We start from the raw sequence: 25,365 nt of genomic DNA, 5'->3' as shown, positions 1-25,365 counted from the left end.
AATCCGCGGTATCTGCCCGCTCTTTCATTCCGCTACAATTCTCGCTCTCGGCATGCTATGCATAGCTCCGTGCGTAACATGGACCTGTACCACATACGTGCCTGGTTCTTCAAAGGTATGCTGGATTTCATATAGCCCTTCCTCTGTCTCATTGGCAGTAATAGCCCCCTGATTCTCCAGTTCGTCCGCTGTCATCATACCTTTTTCTGGAGATACAGAAGGCGGATCATCAAGCTCATTCCAGACCTGAAATTGCACGTGGTCGGCATGGCTTAACGGTGTATCTCCCTGTGTAAGCTTCACCTGCAACTGTATTGGTTTATGAAGAGAAGCCTTCTCTGGAACGACAAGTTTAACTTTGATCATCTCTGGCATCTCGCCCGATTGTGACTGTTCCTCATAAGAGCATCCCACTGTCAGGAGTACCAGAACAATGAAGGGCATGAACCAACGAGCTTGTCCACTCATCACCATCTGTCCTTTCTTATAAAGAAGATTTTGGTGTTTTGCCGATACCCCACAGCATTACGATGATGATAATAAAGGCAATCAGTGCGAGTAGTGGAATGGTGATGAAACCAAACCAGTTCAAATAGTCGGTATAACACGGAACCTTGCCACAAGCTACGGCATTACCTGTAGCCGAAAAAATACGCTGGATTGTTACATGATATAACGAAATGCCACCACCCACAAAACTAAGTGGGAGTACGTATTTCGTGATGCCCACGTCATCCTTAAAGTAGGCAATGCCCAGCAAGATGGTTAGTGGATACATGAATATACGCTGGTACCAGCATAGATCACATGGAAGATATCCCTTGATCTCACTGAAATAGAGACTCCCCCCTGTTGCAATAACGGAAACGGCCCAAGCCACAAATAACCGGGTATCCACATTTCTCGCTGGACGCTCCGATTTTGATGATGTACTCATTCCTCTGTCCCCCTCTTCATTTTGCTTATACCAAATGATCATACATCATTCTAGACTCCATCGGCTATTCCAGCTGTTATGTAGGTCATTACTCGATGATTATACCAAATATTTGAACTTTTGGGTTCATTCATGGTCACATTGAATATGTCCATCCTGCTCCATACCTTTGGTCCTTGCGTACGTATTGCCCCAGTCGCACATCGTGTTCAAGACCGGAACGAAGGATCGTCCCAGATCAGTTAAACTATATTCTACTTTTGGCGGGACTTCCTTGAATATTTCCCTATGAACGAGGCCATCGCTCTCCAACTGTTTCAATTGGTCTGTTAAGACCTTTTGTGTGATTCCAGGTATCAGTTCATAGAATTCCTTGGTTCGCACCGATTGTTGGCTCAGAAAAAAAAGGATAAGACACTTCCACTTCCCCCCAGCGATATCCATGAAAATATTTATTCCGGTATTATATTTAACCAATGTGCCGTCCCTCCTCAATAGATACTTTAAAGTGGCTATACCACCTTTTTGTGCGTTATTTTCGTATTTGTTATTGCCTACTATAATTCAAGGGAGCTCTAAATAACAACGATGGAGATGATTTTGTGAGTGTACAAACCATTTTGGAAAAACGACGTTCCGTTCGTCATTTTGATTCAAATTATACGATAAGCCCAGTGATTCTGACATCGCTCATTGAATCTGCAAGCAAGTCACCGAATGGGAATAATATTCAAGCCACCCGGTACCTAATTATTGATGATCCCGACTTGCGGAGCACATTGCTGCCTATAGCTTTTAATCAACAACAGGTGATGGATGCTTCAGCATTGATAGTCATGTTGGGGGATTATCAGGCATTTGAGCAAGATAACATCATCAACATTCACGAAGAAGGCTTTCAGTCGGGCTATTTTGATGCATCACTCCGAGATTATCTGGCGAATGCGGCAATACAATACTATGCAAATAAATCGGATGAAGAGCTCAAGGTGGAGTTAACCCGAGATGTAAGCCTAGCATCCATGTCATTCATTCTACTCGCTAATGAGGCTGGTTTCGAAACCATCACGATGTCAGGTTATGATTCCGCTCAATTAAAAGCCAGCCTGAATATTTCCGATAGATACTTGGATGTCATGCTGATCGCAGTTGGCAAAGGTATTAAAAATGGACATCAAACGGTACGTCATCCTGTGCATAAAATTATGTATCGCAATACAATAACTTCCTTAGGATAACAAAAAGAAGCTGCCGTATGGGGCAGCTTCTTTTTAATTCATTCGTATTAAACTCTTCTTATTACATGGATTTGGTCAACGTAATGGAACCATCTTTTTGTGCCCATTTCACGTCCCAGTTCAGAAGTTCAGCAATGAAACGCAGAGGTACTTGAGTACGTCCATCTTTGTTTACAAATACCGTTGCACCCACGTTTTTCTTCACGCCGTTCACTTCCATAACGTTGTTGTTCACCCAGAATTCAAGGGTATCATCGCCAGCCATTACCGTTACTTGTTGTGCTTTTTTGTCCCATTTCACTTTTGCGCCAATACCTTCACTCAAGAAACGCAATGGAATGTAGGTTGTGTTTTTCCAAAGTACTGGTGTGGTGTCCATGTTGGTTGTTTTGTCGTTAATTTTCAGCATTTTGCTGTTCAGTTGCATCCATACTGTTGTCATTTCTGGTGCAGGTGTTGCTGGCTCTTGGAATTTGTCGTTAAATTGAGTCACAATTGCGTTACCCAAGGCTTGACCTACACCAAACATCACTTTGAAGCCTTCACGATTCGTTGTGTAAGAAGCACCATAATTACCTGCTGCATATTGATCCAATACGTTTTGCACTTGATTTTCATGTGTTGTCAGCGCTTGTTGTCCTGCTGCTTTTGGCAGATTGCCAGCTGTTGCTGAATCCAGGAATGTAGCGAACTCTGTTGTAAAACCATCAATACGTTTCTCTACTGCTGCACGAGCGGTAGCATCGTTGTTTTTAACGGCTTTTACATAGTCGCTTTGCGCATTAACGTGATTCGTTACCCAAATTTTCTCGAAAGCATTGGCACCATCGTTACCGTAAACGGAAGCAATCGCTGCTTTGAAGTCAGCTGTGTTTCCAGCTTCAGCTGTAATCAGTGTGTTGGAAGCGGATGTACGACCATCATATTCCTCTTGCATTTGCAGAGCCGAAAGCGCAAAGTGCTCAGAAGCCAAGTGGTTGAGTGCAGATCTCAGATCAGCTGCTTTTGTATCCGCTTTGGTATTTTGGAATTTCTCAGGCATTTGTGTAGTAATTGCTGTGGAAAGTGCCTTACTTACGTCGAACATTTCTTTGAAACCTTCACGATAAGCCTTGTATGCATCAGCGTAATCTCCAGCTACATACTCATCAAATACTTTTTGCACGAGATCTTCATGTACTTTCAGCGCCTGTTTGGCTGCTGCTTTTGGCAATTTGCCTTCGGTAGCTGTGCTAAGGAACGTGGAGAACTCATCCACGAAACCGTTGATGTTGGCCTGTGCTTGTTTGATCCCAGCCTGGTTGCCCATTTTGGTTGCTTTCACCAGATCATCTGTGTATTTGTTATGAGCGCGGAAGATGCGTTCGAATTCTTTGGCACCTGCCTCACCATATAGGGAAGCAATCGCTGGTTGCATTTCCAGTGCATTCTGGTCGAGTGCTTTGTAGGCTGCATCTGCATCTTTTGCTCCGTCATATGCTTTTGCCATTGCCGTTACTGCGAGTGCAAAGTGCTCGGACAGCAGGTGGTCCAGGTTTGCTCTCAAGTCAGCCGCAGGTGTATTTACGGATGCTTTCATCATTGTCATTGGTGTCTGTGGGGCGGAAGTTGCTCCAGCGATTCCCGGCATCAACAGTGTCAAGCTAAGTACAGGTGCGATAAACTTCTTCATTTTCATTTTCATTACGTGTTCACTCCTCGATTATGTTTTGTGTATAATTTCTTTCCTTGTCGTCGTCTTCATAGGGTGTAACGCAGGGTTCTCTAATCTGGATCACTCTGTGGGCAAAAAAAATTACAGCCTTCAGTGAAGAAAGCTGCAAACGCCTGATGTATCAGGTTTTTTTTGAATTAAAAAAATATAAAATTATAGTGATCTTTCCGATCCAAGACTACATACATACTGTAAGACAGATACTTCATTTACCTTATTTTCTCAACTAAAGCTTACATCAAAGGTTATCCTGAAGTACAATAAGGACATATCATATTATTCGCGAAGGAGGTCCATTCATGACCTGGTTGCCTTATGTTTTAATTGTAGGTATCGCCTTGTTTGGAGGTATTGCTACCATGATTATCGGAAATTCCAAAGCCAATCAGACCAGCAACCCCGAATATGACCGCCGCACAAAGCAAAACCTCAGTAAACTTTCCTATGTATATGTTGGTGCGATTGTACTTGGTTTTGGCGGACTAATCCTCTATCTCTTCAATTAAAGTTATTCAATTCGGCACGTTCGAACACGCCTAGCAGCTTCCGTTTTCATTCAACATTCTCCTGTATATACACACATGTTTACAAGTTGGAGATAATTCAGAATTATTCTGGATATGTTCGGGGTTTAATATAAAGCCATAAGGGACAGCGAGCCCATTAAATTAAACCAAACCCCAACTTGAAGGAGAGATATATGATGAAAAAAAACATGAAGAAATCCGTAGCAACGATGATGGTACTGGGCATGACATTAACAGGAGCGACTGGCGTATTTGCCGGAACGCAGCTGGAGAAGATCTCGGCATACCTTAACCATGGAATCAGCTTAAATGTTGATGGCGCGGCTTACTCACCAACCGATGGCAATGGCAAAAAACTGGCTCCAATTACCTATAACAACTCTACTTATCTGCCTGTACGTGCGCTTGCCGATGCCCTGCATGTACCTGTATCCTATGACAGCAAAAAAGGACAGGTCATTATTGGCCAAGCAACAACCAATCCATCAGCCCTGACGAATGTAACGTATAGCGCTGCACAAAAAGCGGCAATTCAAAAAGCTTTTGCACAATTCGATGGGTTTGAAACAGCTTATGCCCCTCAGCAGATGATCGCAGGTGACACGTTTAAAAGTGTAGGTGCAGGTGGCGACGGCGTCAGCTTTGTTTTCAACCATATGAAAGTGGATGTATCTCCAAGAGATTATTCGGACGGTTATATGAGCAAAGACGTTAAACTGTCCAATGGCGTTATCGCCAAGTGGTACACACCCGATCAAACGGGCATGCTCACCTTCCAACTGGATGATCGCTACGTTACCCTTAGCTCCCCGGATCATAAGCTGAGCCAAACTCAGTTGCAACAAGTCGCTGTCTCTGTTCAAAAGGCAACTGGCAGCAACGATCAAGGGACCACTGCATTCGCTGATGTGAACTATAGCAAACAACAATTGGATAACATGCGTAAGGCATTTGCGAAGTTTGACGGATTCACCACTGCTTATGCCCCACAACATATGGTTGCTGGAGATACGTTCAAAAGCGTAGGTGCAGGCGGTGATGGTGTAAACTTTGTTTTCAATCGTATGAATGTCACGGTATCCCCTAAAGACTACTCGTTCAGCTATGATGGCAAAACGGTAAAACTGCCTAATGGCGTATCAGCCAAATGGTATACACCGGATCAAACGGATATGCTCACATTCAAGCTGGACGATCGTTATGTAACCATCAGCTCGCCAAATAACCAATTGACTCACACTCAACTGGAGCAAATGGCGGTATCCGTACAAAAAGTGAAATAAACAAAAATAAACAAACATCATTTCGGTCCCGCTCTATGAGCTGGGGCTGATTTGGTGTGTGTTACGTATGCTCAAGCTCTGCTGCAAAGACCTCTTCCTGTTCGTCTGTCCCTAATCTGCAATTAACTCTCTGCCTTGTTCATGACCTGGCGAAGCCAGTAATACCGATGCAAGTCCATGATAAAATGGAACACCACAATAGCCAGCATAATGTATATACACATTAGCACAACAGCCACAGTCTGCTGTGTAACAAAGGCCAGTGAAATATTGGCCAGAAGATATGCTCCGCCCGTAATCATCGTTAATGTGGCAACAGGTACATCCGTGCTCTTATCCCCTTTTTTACGCTGAGGGGGGTGCTGCAGCTTACGCAAACGAAACTTCACGTACTGGAACAAGGCAAAACCATATACGGCAAATGATCCAATGGCGTACCAAGGTGTCGACAGACCAAGTGTCCCGTAGGCAAACTTCTGTATAATCACCATAAATCCCACAGAACAAACGATGCCAAATACGCCTCGGAACAATACATAATTTAGTTGGAGTCTGCGTGGGGCAGCAATCAGGGCAATCGCCCATATATTCATAAAGGCTAGCGGTGGCACGAGAATATACGCATACAGCGATTGGAACGGGACACTGAACACGGGAATAAGCAGAAATACGTTAAGAAAAAACAGGACAAGTATGCCTGCACTCAGCCGAATACCATCTACCGCATAGATAACATAAGGTGAATCATCATACGGTTTTGAACGTTTATTGTTCGCCATTATAGATCTTCCTTGATAGATACGTTTCGTCATGACTACAATGCCAGTTCAGCCAAACGAACAACCCTGCGATAGACCATCGCATCCATCAAATCCTCCCAATCGAGTTCACTGGCATTAACGTCTCGATAATAGACCGCAGCAGCAGGCAAGAAACCAACAAGCGGTCCTGTACCACCACATATCAGGCTACCGCTGTCTCCGCCTTTGGGCATCACATCCCCAGCCGAATCACGTGTAAGCTCAACCTTGTAGGGATCACCAGCAAATTGCACTCCGAAGAAATTTGGCAGTTCCAGATCATAAGGACGATCATCCTTTTCTTCAACCAGTGTAGAGTCTAGATCTTCCGACTCATCCATAATCTCACCCACGCTTTCCAGACTTCCAAAGTACTTCAATCTCATCGTATAGTCGAAGCTGTCACCCCAGGGAAATAACGTGCGACAACCGCCGCCATAAATATACTCCCATTCGTCTTCGGTTAGTAAACCAAAACCCGCCGCGGCTTCCTCCCTCACAACGTCTTCCAACTCTATTCCTTCGTTGAACCACAGGATTTGGACTTCATTCTCACTGTGGCGAATCAGACGAAATTGTTGATGCAATTCATATTCACGTATTTCCGATTGCTTAAACTGCTCCAGTGCTGACGGGAAATCAGGATTTTCCTGTGCAAATGCTTCCTCCTCGGACACTTCAATCCAGCCAAGCGAGATCAGTTCGCATTCAACAAGCATCGGCGCAATAGTAACTTCTCTCACAGGTGACATTTGACTCGCCAGAAACGAATCCACGTCCTCCACACCATACTCACTGATCGTTTCATGCAGGTCGGCTGATGTCTCTTCGTTCATACCATGCTGCCAACGTTCCCAGCCGAGTGTTACCTGATCCCCAGGCACAAACACAAATCTCAGCCCCTCCTCCGTAAATACACCTGTCTCCATCCGCTGACCGAATCGTTCAAATGTCTCGAGACCCTCATATACCATACCAACTGGTAACTGACGAACAAGCTTATGCATCCATGCCTCTTTGTCCTGAGTATTCAACCCCTGCCACATGTCTCGACTCAACGCTTCCACGACTTCACCCACCCTTCCTTATACACTTTCACTTCTCTAAAATGCTTTACTTACACAGCACAATCTCACTTGTCTTGTTTACATTTTTATTTCCCTGCGGCCTGCAACAGTTTCAGCAATAATTCCTTCCGTCTTCCTTCCGCTTTGCCAGCGAGCGTTGTGAGCTTCTCCACTTTGCCAAAGATCGGGTAAAGTATACGTTCCGCTTCATAATACTCAAGTTCTTGAATCTGTCTAACCAGCCGTTCGAGTATTTCCTCATTCTCCAGTTCGGGCTGAATCTTGAGCTTCAGACTATCCGTCGAACGACGCAAGCTGGCGACTAACGCAGGTATGGATTGAGCCGTTACACCCTGTTTTTCTACAAATACCGCAATGAACTTATCCTGAATCAACTGATGCTCATCATCCACTTCGCCCATGTAATATTCAACCAGCGGGAAATACCGCTCATCCACAAGCCCCAGCCCAAAGGTTGCATAACTGCCCGGCATACAGCTTTTCTCTCCCTCGGTATCTTCGTAAAATTCAAACTCCTGGATCGCCTCACGTGCATATTCTTCCATCAGTGGATGTAGCTCCGGGTACTCCAGTGCATTGGCAAAGAATCGGTGCGTATCCGACTTCGCGAGTCCTTTGATCGGCAAATACTGTTTTACGCTGGACTTGAGCTTGATCTTATAACTTTTCGGAAAGCCCTGTTTCAATAAATGAGTGATAAAGGTAAGTGCCTGTTGATAGGTACCCGGCACTTCCTTACGAATGTGAATGGTCATCAGAGCAAATACATCATTTGCTTTGCATTCTACTTCTTCCGTCTTCACATAAATAACGTCCTTCGCATACGTACCGCTACCTTCTGTCACCATGTGTGCGGCACGTTTGCTACCAAGCTGCTTCGCGAGTTCCAGAAAAGTCACACCTTTGGGTTTGCTATAACTCGGCTCAAAACGTAGAATCATGACCGCCGCGTATAACAGCAGATCGATTGGTTGAGTCCCAGTTGTTTGCTGCTCCCCATGCTCGTCCAAATGTTGACCTGTCTGTGTTTCAATATTCGATTGAAGCGTTACTCCGGGCTTAAGTGAATATTCATTGGTACGATAAGGCGAAGACTGTACATCATAATACTGTGGCAAAAACTGATTCTCCGCCCATGACGTCACTGCACGAGTAATCTCACCACGATGTTCCGCAAGTGCATCCGGACGACCCTGATTCAACTCTTGAATCCGGTCATACTGCCTGATGGTCCATGCTACATCCAACTCCGGGAACAGCTTTGGATCGAGCAGATGACTCGTCAAAAAAAAGGATTCCAATGGCTTCGTTGGATATGTACTGTTCTCCAGCTTCCTGTCTACATAGGTATGAATACGCTCAAGGAGCAGCTGTCTTTTCTCTTCGTTTATCCATTCAAATAAATTCAGTTGCAGCTTGCCTTCGGTTGTTGGGAATTTCCCTCGCAAGGTGAAGCGGTAGTCAATCAACGGAGTATCTGCCAGCTTGTCCAATCTTCCCTGAACAACCTCTACAAGCTTAGGCCCAATCTCGTTACGTACCTGTTCCTCGGTAAAGGCTCCTGCCTGCTTTGATTTCACATCATCATCCAAACCCAGATCCAGGCTGTCTACCGTGGTCCGTCCAGGTTTGTAATCCAGTACAATATCATTAAAAATACCCATTTGCAGTGTAGTTCGCTTCACAACACTTTCCAAGTCATCCCGTTTTTCCTGTTCATCAAACCATTCATGAATCGTCGTAATCATCTCTTCCATCGCCTGGTCATAAAGTGTGCTCATCTAATCTCCTGCCTTCCCATGCATCTTATGTGTTCATCAACCACACTTGAACCGACTTGAACCTCTATGAATCCCGGATCAATCCGGGACATCTATGTTATAAATACGTATTGATGTTCGTATATTACCTATTATTTTACTCTCTCAAGTACAATCGGAACAATAAGGCTTACGCACGGTTGTTCGCTAGTAAGAGAGATCTACGGATTCCTTTTTTTTCATATCTATGTATGCTTTCGGCATGCCCTCGCTATCGTCATCCCCACGTTGTATAATCATTGTATTCCTTTTCAGGAGGTCCGACTAAATGAGCTACAGCAAATACTTCCCCTTGGAAAACTATTTGAATCAAGTTTCAATCACCCTTACATATGCAGAGCTTGAGGAGATTCTCGGATTTACGTTACCCCCTACAGCGTATAATCGTGAACAATGGTGGGTGAATAATTCCATGAATCATACACAGGCACTATCCTGGTTAAATGCCGGATGGAAGGTGGAGAATGTGATTTTAGGAAAACAAGTAACTTTTGTCCGCTGCGAGTCATAATCGATCATGTATGATATAGATTGTTAGTTATAACTCCAAAGGCTCTATTGTTCCATAAATGTTATTCGAGACAAAAAAAGCAGGGTAGACTGATGAATTCATCAGTCTACCCTGCTTTGTAAATTAATTAACTGTTTTATACCACTCGTTTACTTCGGCGGTAATATCATCGCCGCCCATGGATTTCCACTTTGTCACAAACGCATCAAATTCCTCAATGCCCACCTGACCATAGATGATCTTGCTGAACGTATCCTTCTCCAGCTTGTCGATCGCGTCCTTCTTCATTTTCATTGTCTCGGTTGGAGCTCCCGTGAACTTGTTCTTGATCGCATTATCTTTATTCGCAACGACCACTTCAGCGGCTGCAAATACTTCGGGTTTGTTGGCAATTTTCGTATTTTTCTCAAAAGGAGTCTCAGGCTCTTTGCCCTTCGCAAGTTCCGCCAGTGTATCCATCATCAGATTCGGAATTCGGGCACCATCATACGTAATTGTATATTTGAGGGGTGATACGCCGTCCTTCACTTCAGCTTCACCAACAACTTTTCCATCCACGATGTCATAGTCGTATCCTTGCGCGAAGCCATGTTCGAACTCGCTGCCCACTTCCGGATTAGCAAAGTTGTCGAACAGATAATTCTGATATGTGAAGAAAATCTCCGGGTTCGCCATGTCTTTGTTAATCAGCACCACCCCATTGCTTGCACCAGAACCATGTTGGTGGCTCTCGCCTGTTGGTCCTGTAGGTAAGGCAATGGCCTTGTACGTGGCACCGTCCACATTTTTCTTCACATCATCAATCGGCCAGTTTGGCATCCAGTGTGGCCCCACGATAATGCCTGCTTTACCTGCGGTGAACAATTCTGCTGCCTTGATCTCGTCATAGACGCCTGCTTCTTTGGGCAGGTAACCTTTGGACAACCAATCTTTCATTGTCGCAAGGCCTTCCTTCACACCTGGCTGAATGGAGCCATATTGCAGTGTTCCGTCTCCGGCATCATTCCACTGTCCAGGCATGGTGTTGTACATGCCGAAGATCCAGCCGGATTCCGTCATCCAGGTATTGAGCGCATTTTTCATGCCCACGGTCAGACCATACGTATCTTTCTTGCCGTTCCCATCCGGGTCCTGATTTGTAAAAGCATCCATGACCGTAACCAGCTCATCCATGGTTTTTGGTTCTTCCAGTCCCAGCTTCTTCAGCCAGTCTTCCCGGATAAACATGACCGAATCGCCGTTGTACGCATAATCGAAGATTGGAATGCCATAACGCTCGCCCTCATACATGTATGGATACCATTCTTCCGGTGCAGATTCGGATGCCTGTTTCCATGTGTCCGAAGCATACTTGTCAAATAGCTCGCCTGCATTCGCAAATTTGCCGGACTCAATTAATTCCCGGACCAGATTGTAGTCTCCCCGAATGGATACGATATCCGGCAGTTCTTCGTTAGCAGACAGAGACAAGCGTAATTTCGTATAAAATGCATCATTGGTCACCGATACAGCCCATGGCGTGGTCAGATCGATGCCAAGTCGTTCCTTGGCCCATTTCGTATGCACATTGTTCTGTGCCGTTTCCCCATTCTTGAACTTCGTGTCATCATTCCAGGCCCGCAAATAACTCATCTGTACCGCCGGTTCATATTTCCCGTCTTGCAGAGCAAGTGGTGCAGCGGCTTCCTTCGCCGGTTCTTCCTTGGCCCCCGAACTACATGCCGTTACGGCAACCATCGTGATTGCGAGCAATGCTGTCATCATTTTTCTATACATGAACTAACCCCTCCTCAGGTAACTTGGATACCCTTATGTGCCAAATGCACCTTACATGAAAAGGATAGTGCAGCCGGGGAGGCAAACATATATCACAATTTCAATGTTCATATCGATTTGTTAACCGTTCCGAAAATCCTGCGGGGTCAGTCCATAATGTTTGCGGAACACCTGAATGAAATAAGGCGTGTTATTGTACCCCACTTCCTGACCGACTTCATAGATCTTCATCGCCGTATGTTTCAGCAAATGAACTGCACGTTCCATTCTGGAACGGATAATGTAATCACTAATGCCTTCCCCTGTGGATTGTTTATACATTTTTGACAGATATACCGGGTGCAGATGCACCTCTCCGGCAATGACCTGCAACGATAAATCCTCCCCCAGATGATGGTCAATCCATTGCTGCACCTGCCTGATCAGCGTGGATCCGGCATCCTGTCCCGCATCGCTGGTGCTCTCGGCCCACTGCTGCATCACAGACCGAGTCCACGTTTCCAGACTACGCAGCGAGATGCCATAACCATCCTTGAGCAGCTGCTGGTACTGCTCGCCAAGCACTTCGGCTAACTGTCTTCCTTCCCGGTGAGCCATATATGAGAATGCCGCCGCCAAATAATGAAAAGCCACATACACATGTTCCGGAAACACACTGTTCGAAAGTTCGGCAAAGATCTGATCAATCTTACGGTGTGCATCCTCCATGCGTCCGGCTTCCAGTAACGTCGTCAGACCCGGCGGTTCATACAGCGCTGCAAGAGACTTCAACGTGGCCCCATTGGTTCCTGCCGCCGCATTCAGATGTAGTCCTTTGCCTGCCTCGGCCTGCTTGCGAAGCGCACTGACGGCTTGATGATATAGCTGAGGCACCTGATCTGGGAAACGCCCCATACGACTAACGGACAGGGAAATGGTCGCGTTCAGATACTGCCTCACACTGTGAAGCAACCGTTCTCCAAGTCGTCCCATTAGCACTTCCGGTTCGGCTTGGGTTTGTTTGGGGCTGGCCATAAAGACCAGATCATCATAGGCGTCATCCGTATGGCAGAGATGATAAGTACTGCCGTAGATCTCTTCCACCACATTTGAGATGGCGTACTTCATCAGTCGAAATGCTCTATGTGTGGGTTGATGGTCATCATAACGAATGAGCAGCAGTTGCATTTTATCCTGTGGGCGGAACCCAATCTCCAATTGCTCCAGCTTGCCTTCGAGTTCAGCATCCGCAAATTTATGTCCTAACAGTACATCCTTCATCAGCTCGGCACGCCTCTCGGGCAGATGTTCCCTTACCGAATACATGGCCCGCTGATGCAGCAACTGTTTCTCTCCCTCCAGCCGAATCTGCACAGCGGCCTGCTGCACGGATTCGATCAGTTCCTCATCCCGAACCGGTTTGAGCAGATAACTGACTGTCCCATGTTTGAGCGCCTGCTTCGCATAATCGAAGGAAGCATGCCCCGATAAAATAATACATTTGGTCTGTTCCCACTTTTGCCGGATGTGACTGACCAGATCCAGACCGGACAGACCCGGCATGCGGATATCCGTGATAATAATATGGACCTGATGTGATGCCATATGTTCCAGTGCCTCTTTGACTGAATAAGCTTTGAATACTTGACCAATCCCGTGTTCTCTCCACGGTATGGAGACAGCGATCGACTCTACTGCGGAATGTTCATCATCCACGACCATCAGATTCATCATGCGGTTGTTCCTCCTCAAACCATCGAATTTCTACACTAAGTCCACCATAAGGAATCGCTCCAAAATGAAGCCCGGACGACAGCCCATATCGCGTAACGAGACGCTGGTGCACATTCCACGTCCCTGTTCCAATCTCCTCACCCATCGGTTCATTGATCTCCCGTTCCAATTCGGCAATCTCTTCCGCTGTTAGCGTGACACCGTCATTGTCAACAAACAGGCTATATCTTGTATATTTGCGACCCTCTATATGTTCGGGTACCGCCATCCCCGTTACGACGACATGCCCACTGCCTTCCATCGGTTCGATGCCGTGGATCACTGCATTCTCTACGATGGGTTGAATGAGCAGCCGCGGAATGTGGAGCTGCATCAGTTGCTGCGGTACGGCAATCTCGTAAGTCAGCCGGTTGGTCCGCATCTGTTGAATGGACAGATAATGGTTCAGCAGCCGGATCTCTTCTTCAACTGTTGTCATGTCATTCTCGCCCCGCGTAATGTAGCGATAGTAGTCTCCCAGACTTAGCGACATGGCAATAACCGCTTCACGGTTGCCAAGCTGGGTCATATTTTTGATATAAAACAGGCAGTTGTACAGGAAATGTGGGTTGATCTGTGATTGCAGATGTTTCAATGTCGCTTCCCGTGAGCGAATACGTTCCTCGTATACCTTCTCGATCAATTCCTGAATCTGCTCCGCCATATGGTTGAAACTCTGGGTGAGATACGCGAATTCGTCACGAGAGTGATCGACCGGAATCCGTGTGGACAGCTGCCCTTTGCGAATCTGTTGCAACCCTCTCATCAAACGATGGATGGGCACCTGAACTTTTCGATACAAAAGCAGTGCGGCCCCGATACTGAGCACGAGCAGTAACAATATGGAGGTAATAAACATATTTCGGCTCTTGTCCATCGGGGTTAACAAATCATCCAATACCACCGGGTTCACGTATACTGCTTGCAGTTGTTTGGAGTGCACGTAACTGACCAGATATTGTTTACCGCCCACCTCCAGCTGATGATTTCCTTCTCTCTCCGGCCCGTTAAAGGGGATATCACGCATAATCGCTTCGACCAGTTCGTGGTCCGCCGTACGGTTCAGCAACGGATCATTACCTGGTACTAGCAAGAAAGGATCTCCTCCCTGCGTTTCTTTGAAATCATCCAGCATGGCGACCACGTTCATCGGGTCAAAATTAATCTCCATCACCGTTCGCACGCCTGTGTTCACCGGTTTTTCATTCCACTCGTAGTTATCCGTGAAAAAGTAGGTGAAACTCCCCTGCTCCAGCTGCCATTGGCCAGGTTGCGGGAACGTCAACATCTTTTCATCGTAGACCGTCCGGCTGGACATGGTGGATAACACAAGTTCCGCTTGTGGCAGCACAATGGTAATATCGTTCTTCCAGCGGCTGGTGGACTGGTACAATGATAATTTGTCGAGAATATCCAGATAGATGCTGTTTTTCTCATATTGGCTGGTTGAGTCCGTCATGTACCGGTAGTGCAGGATACTCGGATCTCGCAGCAATGTCAGGCCATACAGCGAGAGCTGCTCGATATTTTTATCCACCTGGGAACTGAAATAATTGAACTGGTTCAGACTCGACTGTTGTTTCTCTTCAACGACCATGTCCACATTTGCCTGGTTCGCATACGTATAGAGCAGCAGAATGGGTACGAGCAGGCAGATTAAGAGAATGACCGTTTTCGCAAATACTGTGAATTTCATCGTTTCACCCTGTCCCTGAATTTGAAGTCGTTCTACACCGAAGTCCTATTTTATATTGAAAACCCTTACATTTCTATATGATTTTATATTCGCCCGCTTTCCTGCAACTTGTAATTCTCTGTTTCCATCAACAAGTTAATATTTCAACATCCGCATTGAAATGTTGTTCTATAGTCCACCCTTTTCCATTGCTATAATTCAGTTGCTCCACTCTGCGCAGAGGCTTGCTCGCCTCATCATGCCGGAGCTGGACGAGATAAAGGAGGGACCTGATGGCTATGGAACAACCGTTAACAACCAATACGCCGGTGCGAAAAATGACACCCCATCCACGCAAACGTACCCGCTGGAATTTCAAACGTACATGGCCGCTGCATCTGATGCTGCTGCCTGCTGTACTGCTCACTTTACTGTTCGCCTATGTGCCTATGGGCGGCATTATTATTGCTTTTCAGGATTTCAAACCGTGGCTGGGATTCACTGGCTCCAAATGGGTGGGCTGGGACAACTTCCGGTTCATGTTCGAATATCCCGACAGCGTTCAGGTCATCTGGAACACGGTACTGATCGCTTCAATGAAAATTGTGGCCGGACTTATCGCCCCTGTGGTGTTCGCCATTTTACTGAATGAGGTTCGGAACTCCACGTTCAAACGTTTCTCACAGACCTTGGTTTATCTGCCCCATTTCCTGTCCTGGGTTGTCCTGGGCGGCATTCTGCTCGATATGTTATCACCGGAAGGTGGGCTGGTAAACCAGGTGTTAGCGGCGGCTGGTGTTGAACCAATTTTCTTTCTAGGGGATGGCGACTGGTTCCGTGTAACGGTGGTTGTCAGTGATGTATGGAAGGAGTTTGGATTCGGAACGATTGTATTTCTGGCAGCACTTGCGGGCATTAACCCGGCACTGTACGAGGCTTCGGAGGTAGATGGAGCAACACGACTCAGACAGACACTGCATATTACCCTGCCTGCACTTGTGCCGATGATTATCGTAGTGGGTACGTTATCACTGGGCAATATCCTGAATGCAGGCTTTGACCAGATCTTTAACCTGTACAATCCGCTGGTATATGAGAAAGGCGATATTATCGATACCTTTGTCTACCGGATGGGAATTCTGAATGGCAAAATGAGCTTTGCGACCGCTGTTGGACTATTCAAATCATTTGTCGCGATGTTCCTGGTCATCTCTGCGTACCGGATGGCGTACAAAATCGCCAATTATCGTATTTTCTAAAAGGGTTAGCATAATGCATTAAGGAGGAATCAAGGTGTATCACAAAACAACCGGGTACCGTATATTCAATGGTTTCAACCTGATATTCATCGCGGCCGTCTCCATCCTGTGCATCCTGCCGCTGGTCCATATTCTGGCGGTTTCCTTCAGTGGTAAGGCGGCAGCATCCGCCAATCTGGTGACACTTTGGCCGATTGATTTTACGGTGGACGCCTACACCAAAACATTTGGTAACAGTAACTTTCTCAGTGCACTCTGGATTTCAGTCCAGCGTACGGTTCTGGGCACACTGCTCAGTATGACACTTGTCTTCCTGACGGCTTATCCGTTATCCAAGGAAAGTCTGCACTTCAAGGGACGTTCATTATATGCGTGGTTTTTCATCTTCACGATGCTGTTCAGCGGGGGATTAATTCCGTCTTATATCTTGATCCAGAAGCTTGGACTGATTAATACGATGTGGGCTCTCATTTTGCCGGGGGCGGTGGCTGTCTGGAACCTGATTCTCATGATGAACTTTTTCCGCAATGTTCCAAAAGAGCTGGAAGAAGCCGCATTCATTGATGGGGCCAATCATATCACGACCCTGTTCAAAATTTATCTGCCTGTATCCATGCCAGCAATTGCGACGATCTCTTTATTCACGATGGTAGGTCAGTGGAATTCCTGGTTCGACGGGCTGATCTATATGAATGATGCTTCCAAATATCCACTCGCCACGTTAATGCAGACCATAATCGTACAGCAGGATTTCTCCAACATGAACGTGGATGCAACGCAGCTCCAGAACATGTCTCAACGTACGGTGAACGCGGCTCAGATCTTTATTGGCGCTCTGCCGATTCTGCTCGTATATCCGTTCTTGCAGCGTTTCTTCGTAAAGGGAATTGTGCTCGGGGCGGTAAAAGAGTAAGGCAAACACACGGAATCCCGTTATGGGATTCTTTTTCGTTCTATAAGTGCATTCTATAGCTCATGATTTCAGTTGTTTTGAAATTTTTCTGCCGCGAATAGCGTTGTTATATTCATTAATCAATTCATCCAGCACCATGGATTGACGAATAACCTCCGGATGCCATAGTTCTGCATATTGATCAGCAATCTGGTAGAGCCTTTGCCGTGCATGTTCGATACATTCCTGAATGGTTTCCGGATTATGTACCATACTCCCGCCCCCTGTTGTCCTTGAATATCATCATCCAAAAAAGACCATCTAATATAATATTCGGAACAAGAGGGGATTTGGATTACCCCAAAATTAAAATTTTGGTTATTTTTCTTGTAAAAGTTATTATTAGCGTGGATCACATGAGTTGATGTGCATATATGTTCAATACAAATAAACCGGATCGGCTGCGGCTTGTCCGGTTTTATTCCTGCTGAGTTTTTCAATTTTCTCTATCATGCTCCGTTCATCTTAATCCAACATCCTTAAAACGATTGCCTATCGTCTCTGGAAAGGCATGTTTAATGGCATCAATGGCACGTTGTTCCGTAGCCCCTGCCTTCCGGATAAGCTCAATTACCCTTTGCACACAATCTGGTTCCTTCGTATTCCATGAGATTGAATCATTAACTACATCAACAATCTCCGAATACAGTTCTGCGAGCAATGCATACTCACGCATGACATAAACCATCCGAGCTGATAGGTACTCCAGCCCTGCAACATAAGAGGCAATGTCCAGTCTTGATCTGGCATAATAGCGCAGTACAGTTACCGCTTGTTCTGTGTCATATGTTCCAGACTGCAAAGTAGCAGCCATAACCGTATACGCAGCCGCCCCACAGGCGTAATCTTGGGGTGGCAGCATATAGTCATGGGTTTCCCATTTGTACACGGCCTGGATTAATGATTCCTTGCAAACTTCCCATAGATCCACAGATTCATGAGATTCCAGCACCTGATAGTACCAGTATGGTGTACTGTTCCTGCCAAATGAATCATAGGGCAGACGAATGACTTCATGTCCTTCACTTTCTCCAATAAACAGCACCTGCTCCTCCTCATCATATCCGGCAGCAATGACAAATTGATCATGCCAGAGAATCGCACCTCATTCCCCGGTCAATGGACGCCTTGATGTCAAGCACTGCCTGCTTCTGATAGAGCGGAAAAGTCGGTTCAAATGAAAATCCACCATGTTGTCCCGTTGTTACGCCAAGAAAATCAGCCGCCACAAAGTTCTCTGCCATCCAGTTGTATGCCGAGATTGATTCTGCGGTCAGACGCCGATCCACCACTAATCGGAATGCACTTGCCGTCATACCTGCAATCATGTGGCGCGGGAAATCCATCCACCGTGTGTGCAATATAATGCGGTACATCGCATCTGTATACGAACCCACACCGTTCCATGATAGGTGTGCATCAGCAAAGGTTGGGGCTTGCGGGAAGCGAATCAAGTCCTGCAATACTTTGGCTGCCATCATCCGTCACTCCTTCCTCCCTCATTCTATCGTGCTGAATGTGCTCCCCACCGTGGTATAGTGGACCTTTTACGGTCAGGATACTTCCTGGATATCACTCGAAAATAATCAATAGCCTGCTCTTCCAATGCTTTCGCCTTCACGAGTACCTGTGCTAAATCTTCTGTGGTGTCTGGTCGCAAGACACGTCTATTCTCCTGCTGAACCATATATCCTTTCATTTGGTCAATTAACGTCCCAAGCTGTTCATAACATGCACAAGCATGGTCCAGTTCGTTCCATATCTCTCGAACACCCTGCAAATACATCCTTATTTCGGTTCGCGAATGGCAGAAGGATTCCAAGATATAGCCTGCACCGGATTCATCGAAATCCCCACTCCGCAGGGCCTGCACCCACACATCATATGCCTTTCTACCTGAAGCAATATTCTGATCAGGTAACAGACGATAGGGAAGATCCCAATCCTCAATCGCCAGTCTCAGGGATTCCAGCAGCATCTGCTGTTCAGGGATGCGGACCTGATCACCAAACACCTGACAATACCAAAATCCGGTAAAGTTTAAGCCAAAATTGTCATACAACAAAATCTGCGGTTCCTTGCTCCATCCGTCCTGCACATAAAAGATGCGGTCACTGTCATCATATCCATGAATAACACCGAACTCAGGAATCCAGTAAATCACACCAGTTCCTTCATCAATACTCCGTCTCACCCAATTCACTGCATCCTGCTGGTAATAACCAAACGTGGAATGACGTGTACGTCCCCCATCCCAGATCGTAAATATTCCCAGGTTATCGACCCCCGGACGATGTGCTTCCCCCCATTGTCCATACGCTGTAACCGACATGGGAAGTAGTCTGCGATGCACCGACAGCTTGAAAGCCATGCCCGTATATCCGGCAAGTACAACCTTGGAACCTTGAAACTGGCCTGTATGGGTTAGTATCGCATGCAGACTATCCACGTACGATTTGGACTCCCGCTTCATGATGAGGTTATTTAACACGACTTCAGCCAAAGAAAAAGCTCCTCTCCATGGTGGTTTTCCTGATGTATTTACGAGAAACAGCAGCTTGCTCTGCATCTGCTCGTTTGTTGCCTGTTTACAGACTCACTCTATGTTCCAAGCCTGTGGATCAACCCTTCTGCTCTTTGCTGAAGCTTGCGTCTAAGCCACCCAGGAGACAAAAGTTCTTCCCATTCGCTAATAAACAAATGCTGCAAGAAAGCGTCCGTGTCATAAAATTCAATCGAATAAATCTGATCGTGCCTAGCCTGGATACGATACCCTTGCCATAGGTCCATTTGCTGCAATTCCTTCAAGCGAATCTCAGCTACAAACGGTTTACGCACAGGCAGTGGTTCTTCCCATCCACCTAGGAGGGCATCTGACCTGTACTCAAATCTCTCATCCAAGATCGATACATGAACAATGCCCTCCAAGCGAATCGCCACTTGCTGAACAGGATCTGCTTCATAACCCACCACGTAATCGGCGTTAAACTGGGATATCATCTTTAATGGACACAAGGAAAACTGCCGTTCTCCATCGTGATCCCTGTAATGAATATGCACTCTGCGCAAGTCAGTTATGGCATGGGACAATAATTCAAAGGATTGCAGCTGCTTCGGTTGCGCCGAAAACACTGGAAGTTCATTACTTCCCATCTGTTGTTCCTCCAGCGTAAAACGCTCCAGTAAATGCGCTACACGTTTCACCGCGTCCGATTGATCATAATCATAATGCCGGTAACGATGTGCCAAATATTTCAGCACACGCTGCTCTTCTTCTGTCATATATAAATGGGGCAATCGAAAGGTCTGATCCTCGTAACAATAGCCCCGATATTTCGCCATATATACCAAGGGGGCGCGCAGGGAGTTTGCCATATATTCAATATCACGCTGAGCCTGACGACGAGAAATCTCAAATTCACGAGCAAGCCAGCTGCTGTTAGGAAAACGTCCACCCCGAATCTGTTCGTCAAACCAGTGAATCCGATGCATATTACTCATCTTCCCGTCCCCGATCTCTTCCGGTCCTAATTCACTTATTATATCAAAAGACATGGCCTGTTCCGAAGAACAGGCCTGATATGTCAGACGTGTGCCATATCCACTCTGGATTGCACAGCTTTGAAGCATTTCTTGCATACCTCCAAACTTGTACCGTCTGTTTTCGTTCGCGTATACAACAATTTAATTCGGGTACTGCTGCATACCGGGCATGTTCCCCGGCCTCTGGAAGGAAGACTCCACAAGATGCGTCCTCTTTTGGTTTTTGCCAATGGTAGTGAACCTCTTTTCGATATGGTTTGTGTGTTCACCGTTATTATAGAGGGCATGGTACGACACAGAATGTCGCAGCAGTATTAGAGGTGTTTCAGAAAATAAAAATGTCCCCTCTTCGACCTGAAGAAAGGACAACATTTAGGAAGGATCTGTGCTCGACTGAGATGCGGCCTGCAATAACGGTTGCAGGAGTCCTGGAAAGCGCATTTCCAGATCATCGGACCGCAGAGTGAGAAAATGCTGGGTGCCTTGCACTCTGACCCGAATAACTCCGGCTTCCCGCAGGGTTCGAATGTGGTGTGACCTCGTTGACTTCACAACAGGTGCATGAAAATGACTGCACGGCTGTTCCCCGCTTCTCGCTGCTTCCACAACAATCCCAAGACGGGTCGGGTCGCTTAACGCATACAATACGGAGGAAAGTTCAATATCTGACACCTGTGGATGATGTAAAATTTTCATACTGTAGTCCCCTTTTCTCAGACTATCCATTGTATTTTAACACACATCCATGATATATTTCTAATGTTCGATACCAATCGAACTTTAATGATTTCGTTATGTAACCCCTGCTGTCAGGCACGGGATTGACATCATACTACATTTTGCAAATGTTACACACCGTTTCTGAAATGTTGCGAAATACACATCACTTTAGGAGGTTTTTATGAACAACACCGCAACCGCATCATCAGGGGAACGGACCGGAATACAAGAAGGATTAATTGTAAGCTTGCTTGGCTTCACCGTTGTACTCGTTGTTATGAATACAATGATGTTTAATCTGGCCCTGCCCAAAATTGCAGCCGAATTTATGCTTACATCCGTCGCTTCTTCCTGGATTGTTACAGGATATTCCATTGTATTTGCCATCTCCTCGATTACGTTCTCACGTCTATCGGATTTCATACCCATTCGTACATTATTCACGACCGGGCTTACGTTACTTGGTGCAGCATCCGTTCTCGGGTTCTTTAGTAACCACTTCATCATTTTGCTTATTGCACGTCTGATTCAGGCTGCGGGGGCTGCTTCTGTTCCTGGACTTGCCATTGTGCTGATTACCCGTTACATTCCAAATGATCGCCGGGGTAAATCGATGGCTGTCATCATGTCCGCCAGTTCACTGGGGCTTGGACTTGGTCCCGTCATCGGCGGAAGTATTACACAATTTCTGGGATGGCATGACCTGTTTATCGTTACGGGATTAACGTTATTCTTGATTCCTGTATTCTTCAAACTGCTTCCGCGGGAAACACCGCAAAAAGGTTCATTTGACCTGCTGGGTGCCGTGCTTCTCGCCATCGGTACTACAGGTGTGCTGTTATTCCTGACTTCCCGTCAGTGGTACACGCTTGTTATCGGTGCTGCGGCACTGCTTCTGTTCTGGCTCCGAATTCGGCGCGCGGCAGATCCATTTGTTCAACCTGCTTTGTTCAAAGACAAAAAATATATGATGCTCAGCTCGCTGGGGATTGTATCGTACATCAATAACTTCTCGACGTTGTTCCTGTTACCTCAAATTTTGGCGCATCTATATGGACTGACCCCTGCTCAATCAGGACTCGTCATCTTCCCGGGTGCAGTCGTGTCAATGCTGCTGTCCAACCGGATCGGCCGTATGATTGACCGACATGGCAATACGTTGCTGCTGAAGTTTGCACCATGGTTGCTACTGGCCGCTGCCGGATTGTTCGCCTTATTTGCAGACAATAACATCTACGCCATTATGGCTGTCTATGTCCTGCTCAGCGTTGGCTTCTCTTCCCTAACCACCAGCGTCTCCAATGAATTGTCTGGCAATCTGACCATGGATCAGGTGGGCGCAGGTATGGGACTGTTCCAACTCAGTCAGTTCTTCAGTGGTGCCTTCAGCGTTGCTGTTACTGGCGTAGCATTAACGGCGATGCAAAACATGCCGTTATCCTCAGCGTACACCAATATTTTCTGGGGCATGACTGTGGTCGCAGTCGCATCGGTTATTTTCTCTCAGGTGTATCTAAGAATGCAGTCACGGAAAGTCACGAAAACAAGTAACCGGATTTAACATTATATTTAACCAAAAGAAGTCAGGAAGGGACCCTCGGGTTCTGAACCTGGCTTTTTTCTATCCCATTTTTCTGTGCATGTGTCAGCTGCCCTATCCCACTAACACAAAACAGCCCCAAGGACGCGTTCATCACGCTCCTCGGGGCTATTATTTTACGGTTGATCAACTTCTATATTCTTCTATACTGATTATACTATTCAAACAGGTCCAAACGAAGACGTTTCAGACTTGTATGTTTGATGTACCACTGGCCGTCGATTTTGACAAAAGTCTCGTGGTAGTGCCCAAATCCGTGGAAGGATTTGTTCTCATTGCCCTCCGGGAACGTGACCCAATCTTCCATTGGGGAGATGACCTTTGCTTCGTTCTCAGATACAAATTCAACTTCGGCGCTATGAACATGATGCACGGTTACGGCAACATCCACCAGATCACGGAATACTTGTACGATCGTATCACGGCCTGTTAATACCGGAATTGGATTGCCCTCTGTGCTGAAATCGGCCACTGCATCCGGAGCAAACACATCGCCCAAAGTATCCCACTTCTTCGTATCAATATAGCGGCAATAACGCGCCTTGGTGTTCCTAATGTTTTCAAGCGCGAGCAATTGTTCCAGTCCTGTGATCGTTGATTGGCTCATGTGTTGTCCCTCCAGAGATGTAAAATGTGATGTAAGATTAGGATCATGTATGTATGCATACTATACCTTCCTTATTGTACCATTCGGGTTCTAGTAGGTACAACGATACAAAAAAATCTTTCCTTACCTCTCGCGAGGTTGGGGAAAGATCACTTCTAGTGCAAGTTACAGGGAATGTGCACCCTTCATCTGGGAAGCCAGTTCTGACATTTTTTTATTGTTCAAAAAACTTTCCATCTCTTCTTCCGCCTGCACCATCACCTGCTGGATCAAACAGCCTGCGTTATGATTCTGGGAACATTCGAACAAGGATGCCTGACCTTCAATCGCATGAATGATCTCCAAGAAGGAAGGATCCGGATTTTTACGACTAAGCCGGTAGCCACCATTGGCGCCAGAAGTCGATTCGATCATGCCCGCCTTAACCAATTTCGTCAATATTTTGGACAGATAGGTTGGTGATACCTTCTGCAATTCTGCAAGTTGGTGTACACTAACCAGCTGCTCAGGAGCAGTGCTTACAAGATGAAGCATCGTATGCAAAGCATAATTTGTTGCTTTTGAATATTTCATGAGGGCACCTCATTATACACGGATTTAATTTATCCATAATAGACTTGATTGAGCTCTCTGTCAAACCACTATACCTAAAGCGCTGGCAACATCGAAAGGATACGGTTTAATTGTGATACAATCCGCGGTAATCCGTAGGTGTCATCCCCTCATGGGCCATGAACTGGCGATTAAAATAACTGGCATTGGGATACCCCGCTTCCTCCGCGATTTGTCCAATGTTGGCCGTAGGCCGTTCGAGTAACCATTGCTTCGCCATCTGTAGTCGTGAACGAGTGATAAATTCCATGGGCGTCATCTCCACAGCACTCTTGAACATTTTGCAAAAGTAATACGAACTCACACCTGCGAGATCCGCCCAGTCCTGTAACAGGAAAGGTTGACAGGCCTCTTGTTGCATCTGTGGAAGAAGTGCAAGAACCCGACTCTCCGCCTTACTTGTGGTACGTGTGCTCTTTAAAGGTACTGCATGCTGCACGAACTCGGCGAGTACGGCATAGGTCAGTGTGGATAGCTGAGCCGGACGCAGCATTGTGTTCTGTTCCGCTTCAGTGAGCAAGGCCAGATGAGCCTCTTCCCAAGAGCTGCGTTGCCGCAGTGTCCACAATAGATTGCGGTGTAACCCCCGCTCGATCATATAATCATGCAGACGTTCACCGTAAAAATGAACCCATCGTACATCCCATGGATCATCTTCACTACTATAATAATGCTGCCGCTGCTGCGGGAAATAGAGAAACGCCTGACCTGCGCGAAGCTCATGCACCACCCCGTCCACTTCCACATATCCCTTGCCCGAAGCAACGTAGTGAATATTAAAGTTGTTCAGTGCGCCAGCCTCACGCAACACGGAATGCTGGACATGGTCCATATAATGTCCAACGGACTCGGGATAACAAAAATATGGAATATCCTGCAGGGTAAGCAATACGGTTTGTCTCATCATAGCCGGTTCTCCTTGATCAACAATATTGTGTTAACTAACCTCAA

27 protein-coding genes are annotated in these 25,365 nt (G+C 46.3%); 7 read left to right on the top strand and 20 right to left on the bottom strand.

What is annotated here, in order from left to right; all coding sequences use genetic code 11:
- Positions 1–24: 24 nt before the first annotated feature.
- The 3 genes from J2X75_RS25590 to J2X75_RS25580 form a co-directional block, all read right to left on the bottom strand.
- Complete coding sequence (locus J2X75_RS25590; RefSeq protein WP_307542030.1) at positions 25–468, bottom strand: FixH family protein; 444 nt, start codon at positions 466–468, stop codon at positions 25–27.
- Positions 469–484: 16 nt separating this feature from the next.
- Positions 485–937, bottom strand: a complete 453-nt coding sequence (locus J2X75_RS25585) for a disulfide oxidoreductase (protein WP_307542028.1) — start codon at positions 935–937, stop codon at positions 485–487.
- Positions 938–1,063: 126 nt separating this feature from the next.
- Positions 1,064–1,414: a winged helix-turn-helix transcriptional regulator gene (locus tag J2X75_RS25580; RefSeq protein ID WP_307542026.1), complete on the bottom strand. Its 351-nt coding sequence runs from the start codon at positions 1,412–1,414 to the stop codon at positions 1,064–1,066.
- A 125-nt stretch (positions 1,415–1,539) separates the two neighbouring features.
- Between J2X75_RS25580 and J2X75_RS25575 the strand changes: the two genes are divergently transcribed.
- A complete protein-coding gene (locus J2X75_RS25575) occupies positions 1,540–2,175 on the top strand; it encodes a nitroreductase family protein (RefSeq protein WP_310341543.1) in 636 nt (211 codons plus the stop codon).
- Positions 2,176–2,236: 61 nt separating this feature from the next.
- Here the strand turns inward: J2X75_RS25575 and J2X75_RS25570 are convergent, their stop codons facing one another.
- Positions 2,237–3,853: a copper amine oxidase N-terminal domain-containing protein gene (locus J2X75_RS25570; protein WP_397384317.1), complete on the bottom strand. Its 1,617-nt coding sequence runs from the start codon at positions 3,851–3,853 to the stop codon at positions 2,237–2,239.
- Between the two features lie 335 nt (positions 3,854–4,188).
- Between J2X75_RS25570 and J2X75_RS25565 the strand changes: the two genes are divergently transcribed.
- Both J2X75_RS25565 and J2X75_RS25560 read left to right on the top strand, forming a co-directional pair.
- Entirely contained in the window at positions 4,189–4,395 is a 207-nt protein-coding gene (locus J2X75_RS25565) for a hypothetical protein (protein ID WP_017692174.1), read from the top strand.
- A gap of 194 nt (positions 4,396–4,589) precedes the next feature.
- Positions 4,590–5,699 (top strand): stalk domain-containing protein, encoded by a 1,110-nt coding sequence (locus tag J2X75_RS25560; RefSeq protein WP_310341536.1) that lies wholly within the window; start codon positions 4,590–4,592, stop codon positions 5,697–5,699.
- 122 nt (positions 5,700–5,821) lie between these two features.
- Here the strand turns inward: J2X75_RS25560 and J2X75_RS25555 are convergent, their stop codons facing one another.
- The 3 genes from J2X75_RS25555 to J2X75_RS25545 all read right to left on the bottom strand — a co-directional run bounded on the left by J2X75_RS25555 (position 5,822) and on the right by J2X75_RS25545 (position 9,368).
- A complete protein-coding gene (locus tag J2X75_RS25555; RefSeq protein WP_310341533.1) occupies positions 5,822–6,478 on the bottom strand; it encodes a hypothetical protein in 657 nt (218 codons plus the stop codon).
- Between the two features lie 35 nt (positions 6,479–6,513).
- On the bottom strand, positions 6,514–7,566 hold the full coding sequence (locus J2X75_RS25550; protein ID WP_310341530.1) for a hypothetical protein: 1,053 nt from the start codon (positions 7,564–7,566) through the stop codon (positions 6,514–6,516).
- Between the two features lie 86 nt (positions 7,567–7,652).
- Positions 7,653–9,368, bottom strand: a complete 1,716-nt coding sequence (locus J2X75_RS25545; RefSeq protein WP_310341528.1) for a DUF6138 family protein — start codon at positions 9,366–9,368, stop codon at positions 7,653–7,655.
- A gap of 307 nt (positions 9,369–9,675) precedes the next feature.
- Between J2X75_RS25545 and J2X75_RS25540 the strand changes: the two genes are divergently transcribed.
- Positions 9,676–9,918, top strand: a complete 243-nt coding sequence (locus J2X75_RS25540) for a DUF7662 domain-containing protein (protein WP_124118181.1) — start codon at positions 9,676–9,678, stop codon at positions 9,916–9,918.
- A 123-nt stretch (positions 9,919–10,041) separates the two neighbouring features.
- Here the strand turns inward: J2X75_RS25540 and J2X75_RS25535 are convergent, their stop codons facing one another.
- The 3 genes from J2X75_RS25535 to J2X75_RS25525 all read right to left on the bottom strand — a co-directional run bounded on the left by J2X75_RS25535 (position 10,042) and on the right by J2X75_RS25525 (position 15,142).
- Positions 10,042–11,694: an extracellular solute-binding protein gene (locus J2X75_RS25535; RefSeq protein ID WP_310341523.1), complete on the bottom strand. Its 1,653-nt coding sequence runs from the start codon at positions 11,692–11,694 to the stop codon at positions 10,042–10,044.
- A gap of 120 nt (positions 11,695–11,814) precedes the next feature.
- Complete coding sequence (locus J2X75_RS25530; protein ID WP_310341520.1) at positions 11,815–13,407, bottom strand: response regulator transcription factor; 1,593 nt, start codon at positions 13,405–13,407, stop codon at positions 11,815–11,817.
- The gene (locus J2X75_RS25525) at positions 13,382–15,142 is read right to left on the bottom strand and encodes a sensor histidine kinase (RefSeq protein ID WP_310341517.1); all 1,761 of its coding nucleotides are present in this window, start codon (positions 15,140–15,142) and stop codon (positions 13,382–13,384) included. The genes J2X75_RS25530 and J2X75_RS25525 overlap by 26 nt, the downstream gene beginning before the upstream one ends.
- A 317-nt stretch (positions 15,143–15,459) precedes the next feature.
- Between J2X75_RS25525 and J2X75_RS25520 the strand changes: the two genes are divergently transcribed.
- A complete protein-coding gene (locus tag J2X75_RS25520) occupies positions 15,460–16,380 on the top strand; it encodes an ABC transporter permease (RefSeq protein WP_124118238.1) in 921 nt (306 codons plus the stop codon).
- A 34-nt stretch (positions 16,381–16,414) separates the two neighbouring features.
- Positions 16,415–17,293 (top strand): carbohydrate ABC transporter permease, encoded by an 879-nt coding sequence (locus J2X75_RS25515; RefSeq protein ID WP_017692164.1) that lies wholly within the window; start codon positions 16,415–16,417, stop codon positions 17,291–17,293.
- A 60-nt stretch (positions 17,294–17,353) separates the two neighbouring features.
- Here J2X75_RS25515 and J2X75_RS25510 read toward each other — a convergent pair whose 3' ends face one another.
- From J2X75_RS25510 to J2X75_RS25480, 7 genes are all read right to left on the bottom strand, one after another.
- Entirely contained in the window at positions 17,354–17,545 is a 192-nt protein-coding gene (locus tag J2X75_RS25510; protein ID WP_307542007.1) for an aspartyl-phosphate phosphatase Spo0E family protein, read from the bottom strand.
- A gap of 247 nt (positions 17,546–17,792) precedes the next feature.
- A complete protein-coding gene (locus tag J2X75_RS25505) occupies positions 17,793–18,377 on the bottom strand; it encodes a hypothetical protein (protein WP_310341511.1) in 585 nt (194 codons plus the stop codon).
- A 40-nt stretch (positions 18,378–18,417) separates the two neighbouring features.
- The gene (locus J2X75_RS25500; RefSeq protein WP_310341509.1) at positions 18,418–18,813 is read right to left on the bottom strand and encodes a hypothetical protein; all 396 of its coding nucleotides are present in this window, start codon (positions 18,811–18,813) and stop codon (positions 18,418–18,420) included.
- 23 nt (positions 18,814–18,836) lie between these two features.
- Positions 18,837–19,835, bottom strand: a complete 999-nt coding sequence (locus J2X75_RS25495) for a cysteine peptidase family C39 domain-containing protein (RefSeq protein WP_310341505.1) — start codon at positions 19,833–19,835, stop codon at positions 18,837–18,839.
- 98 nt (positions 19,836–19,933) lie between these two features.
- Positions 19,934–20,962: a helix-turn-helix transcriptional regulator gene (locus J2X75_RS25490; protein ID WP_310341502.1), complete on the bottom strand. Its 1,029-nt coding sequence runs from the start codon at positions 20,960–20,962 to the stop codon at positions 19,934–19,936.
- The gene (locus tag J2X75_RS25485; protein ID WP_310341499.1) at positions 20,917–21,105 is read right to left on the bottom strand and encodes a hypothetical protein; all 189 of its coding nucleotides are present in this window, start codon (positions 21,103–21,105) and stop codon (positions 20,917–20,919) included. The genes J2X75_RS25490 and J2X75_RS25485 overlap by 46 nt, the downstream gene beginning before the upstream one ends.
- Positions 21,106–21,247: 142 nt before the next feature.
- Complete coding sequence (locus J2X75_RS25480; RefSeq protein WP_310341498.1) at positions 21,248–21,571, bottom strand: ArsR/SmtB family transcription factor; 324 nt, start codon at positions 21,569–21,571, stop codon at positions 21,248–21,250.
- Positions 21,572–21,776: 205 nt separating this feature from the next.
- On the opposite strand from J2X75_RS25480, the gene J2X75_RS25475 reads away from it, so the two are divergent.
- Positions 21,777–23,156 (top strand): MFS transporter, encoded by a 1,380-nt coding sequence (locus J2X75_RS25475; RefSeq protein WP_307541992.1) that lies wholly within the window; start codon positions 21,777–21,779, stop codon positions 23,154–23,156.
- A 196-nt stretch (positions 23,157–23,352) separates the two neighbouring features.
- Here J2X75_RS25475 and J2X75_RS25470 read toward each other — a convergent pair whose 3' ends face one another.
- The 3 genes from J2X75_RS25470 to J2X75_RS25460 form a co-directional block, all read right to left on the bottom strand.
- A complete protein-coding gene (locus tag J2X75_RS25470; RefSeq protein ID WP_310341492.1) occupies positions 23,353–23,802 on the bottom strand; it encodes a nuclear transport factor 2 family protein in 450 nt (149 codons plus the stop codon).
- Between the two features lie 165 nt (positions 23,803–23,967).
- Positions 23,968–24,375 (bottom strand): RrF2 family transcriptional regulator, encoded by a 408-nt coding sequence (locus tag J2X75_RS25465; RefSeq protein WP_017692155.1) that lies wholly within the window; start codon positions 24,373–24,375, stop codon positions 23,968–23,970.
- Between the two features lie 106 nt (positions 24,376–24,481).
- Positions 24,482–25,321, bottom strand: a complete 840-nt coding sequence (locus tag J2X75_RS25460) for an AraC family transcriptional regulator (RefSeq protein WP_091019159.1) — start codon at positions 25,319–25,321, stop codon at positions 24,482–24,484.
- Positions 25,322–25,365: the final 44 nt, after the last annotated feature.

The sequence above is a fragment of the Paenibacillus sp. 2003 genome (genome assembly GCF_031455635.1).
Taxonomy (GTDB): Bacteria; Bacillota; Bacilli; order Paenibacillales; family Paenibacillaceae; genus Paenibacillus; species Paenibacillus amylolyticus_B.
The sequence above is the reverse complement of the archived record's forward strand: the minus strand, read 5'-3'. Positions and strand labels throughout refer to the sequence as shown.

What these genes read in the sequence shown, in the direction of transcription:
- J2X75_RS25590 (WP_307542030.1), bottom strand. Translation starts at nt 468, where the DNA reads ATGAGTGGACAAGCTCGTTGGTTCATGCCCTTCATTGTTCTGGTACTC.
- J2X75_RS25585 (WP_307542028.1), bottom strand. Translation starts at nt 937, where the DNA reads ATGAGTACATCATCAAAATCGGAGCGTCCAGCGAGAAATGTGGATACC.
- J2X75_RS25570 (WP_397384317.1), bottom strand. Translation starts at nt 3,853, where the DNA reads ATGAAAATGAAGAAGTTTATCGCACCTGTACTTAGCTTGACACTGTTG.
- J2X75_RS25565 (WP_017692174.1), top strand. Translation starts at nt 4,189, where the DNA reads ATGACCTGGTTGCCTTATGTTTTAATTGTAGGTATCGCCTTGTTTGGA.
- J2X75_RS25560 (WP_310341536.1), top strand. Translation starts at nt 4,590, where the DNA reads ATGATGAAAAAAAACATGAAGAAATCCGTAGCAACGATGATGGTACTG.
- J2X75_RS25555 (WP_310341533.1), bottom strand. Translation starts at nt 6,478, where the DNA reads ATGGCGAACAATAAACGTTCAAAACCGTATGATGATTCACCTTATGTT.
- J2X75_RS25545 (WP_310341528.1), bottom strand. Translation starts at nt 9,368, where the DNA reads ATGAGCACACTTTATGACCAGGCGATGGAAGAGATGATTACGACGATT.
- J2X75_RS25540 (WP_124118181.1), top strand. Translation starts at nt 9,676, where the DNA reads ATGAGCTACAGCAAATACTTCCCCTTGGAAAACTATTTGAATCAAGTT.
- J2X75_RS25535 (WP_310341523.1), bottom strand. Translation starts at nt 11,694, where the DNA reads ATGTATAGAAAAATGATGACAGCATTGCTCGCAATCACGATGGTTGCC.
- J2X75_RS25530 (WP_310341520.1), bottom strand. Translation starts at nt 13,407, where the DNA reads ATGATGAATCTGATGGTCGTGGATGATGAACATTCCGCAGTAGAGTCG.
- J2X75_RS25525 (WP_310341517.1), bottom strand. Translation starts at nt 15,142, where the DNA reads ATGAAATTCACAGTATTTGCGAAAACGGTCATTCTCTTAATCTGCCTG.
- J2X75_RS25520 (WP_124118238.1), top strand. Translation starts at nt 15,460, where the DNA reads ATGACACCCCATCCACGCAAACGTACCCGCTGGAATTTCAAACGTACA.
- J2X75_RS25510 (WP_307542007.1), bottom strand. Translation starts at nt 17,545, where the DNA reads ATGGTACATAATCCGGAAACCATTCAGGAATGTATCGAACATGCACGG.
- J2X75_RS25500 (WP_310341509.1), bottom strand. Translation starts at nt 18,813, where the DNA reads ATGATGGCAGCCAAAGTATTGCAGGACTTGATTCGCTTCCCGCAAGCC.
- J2X75_RS25490 (WP_310341502.1), bottom strand. Translation starts at nt 20,962, where the DNA reads ATGCTTCAAAGCTGTGCAATCCAGAGTGGATATGGCACACGTCTGACA.
- J2X75_RS25480 (WP_310341498.1), bottom strand. Translation starts at nt 21,571, where the DNA reads ATGAAAATTTTACATCATCCACAGGTGTCAGATATTGAACTTTCCTCC.
- J2X75_RS25475 (WP_307541992.1), top strand. Translation starts at nt 21,777, where the DNA reads ATGAACAACACCGCAACCGCATCATCAGGGGAACGGACCGGAATACAA.
- J2X75_RS25470 (WP_310341492.1), bottom strand. Translation starts at nt 23,802, where the DNA reads ATGAGCCAATCAACGATCACAGGACTGGAACAATTGCTCGCGCTTGAA.
- J2X75_RS25465 (WP_017692155.1), bottom strand. Translation starts at nt 24,375, where the DNA reads ATGAAATATTCAAAAGCAACAAATTATGCTTTGCATACGATGCTTCAT.
- J2X75_RS25460 (WP_091019159.1), bottom strand. Translation starts at nt 25,321, where the DNA reads ATGATGAGACAAACCGTATTGCTTACCCTGCAGGATATTCCATATTTT.